This window comes from Burkholderia sp. HI2714, assembly GCF_002223085.1.
Taxonomy (GTDB): domain Bacteria; phylum Pseudomonadota; class Gammaproteobacteria; order Burkholderiales; family Burkholderiaceae; genus Burkholderia; species Burkholderia lata_D.
Map to the genome: position 1 here is coordinate 1 of NZ_NKFM01000148.1, position 1,238 is coordinate 1,238.

The 1,238-nt window shown below is 60.8% G+C and carries 1 protein-coding gene; it reads right to left on the reverse strand.

Going from position 1 to position 1,238, the window contains the following annotated elements:
* Positions 1-25 precede the first annotated feature (25 nt).
* Entirely contained in the window at positions 26-1,141 is a 1,116-nt protein-coding gene (locus CFB82_RS41555; protein ID WP_089487966.1) for an ISAs1 family transposase, read from the reverse strand.
* Positions 1,142-1,238: the final 97 nt, after the last annotated feature.

Below are 1,238 nucleotides of genomic sequence, written 5' to 3' on the forward strand. Positions count from 1 at the left end.
CAGGGCTTCCGCATGAAGGCCCTTGTCAGGCAAGGCCCAGAACGGACTCGCGCATAGCGGTGTCCCATGCGGCGAGGTTGCGAATGTTTTTCAGGCTGACCTTTTTGGGCTGCTGCTGTTGTGCCATACGCGCCAGATTCAGGGTGATCTTTCTCAGGCTCGCCATATTGCGGGCGGCGGCCTTGTCCCTGGTCTGCTGGGCATCTTCGCCCCATGAGACGTCGAGGACCCAATGCAGTTGATTTTCTATGCCCCAATGGGCACGCACAAGCCGCGACATCTCGATCGCTTTCATTGACCGGGAACTGATGTAGTAGCATTGTTCCACGGATATGCGCTCGCCGATCTGACGCGTGCGTTCGATCATCGCGATACGCTCGATACCTGCCCAGTGCTGCCCCATCTGCGCGAGCCATTGAACGTCATCGCTCACCCGGCACACGCGGGTTTCGATCCGGCCGTGTCCCTTGTCGTGCGTCGTATGCTCCCAGTATGGACGGTGCAGCCCGCCGGCCTGCACCGACGCAAACCAGTCGCGAAGGCTCTCCGCCAGCGTCGGCTGGTTCTCCTTGACCATCAGGACGTAGTCAGCACCGGCATCGATGATCGCCTGCGCGATCTCATGCTGCGTACCCATCGCATCGATCGTCACGGTAGCTCCGGACAGGTCGAGCGCTTTCAGCAATTCAGGAATCGCGGTAATTTCGTTGCTCTTCTCGGCCGTGGCGATCTGCCCCAGACTCAGCCCGTTACCGGAACACCACGCCGACACCAGATGCAGCGGTCCATGTCCTTTGCCCGCGTTGCCCCGTACCGTCTTGCCATCTATGGCAACGTGCTGGCCTGTCAGGCTCGGGCACAGACGCGCGACCCATGCGATAAAGCATCGCTCGAAGGCCACCGGACTCAATCCGCTGAACACGCGCCTGAACGTGTCCTCGCACGGAATGCCGTTCACATAGGGCAGATGCCTGCGCAACCACGCCAGCTGCGTGCGGCCCCACAGCACGATGGTTTCCCAGTCCTCCACGCCGCAAAGCGTGGCGCACAGGGCTGTGAACAGAATTTCTTCCAGCGGATAACGGCACTCGCGGCAACGCGGGTCACGCAGGTCAGCAAACGCATCCATGATCGACGGCATCTCTCGTTCCGGCAAAAAGCGAGAGTAAACCTGAACACGCCGCAACGAACAACCGCTCCAGCCCTTTAGCCACGGGCCTCTTCATGCGGAAGCCCTG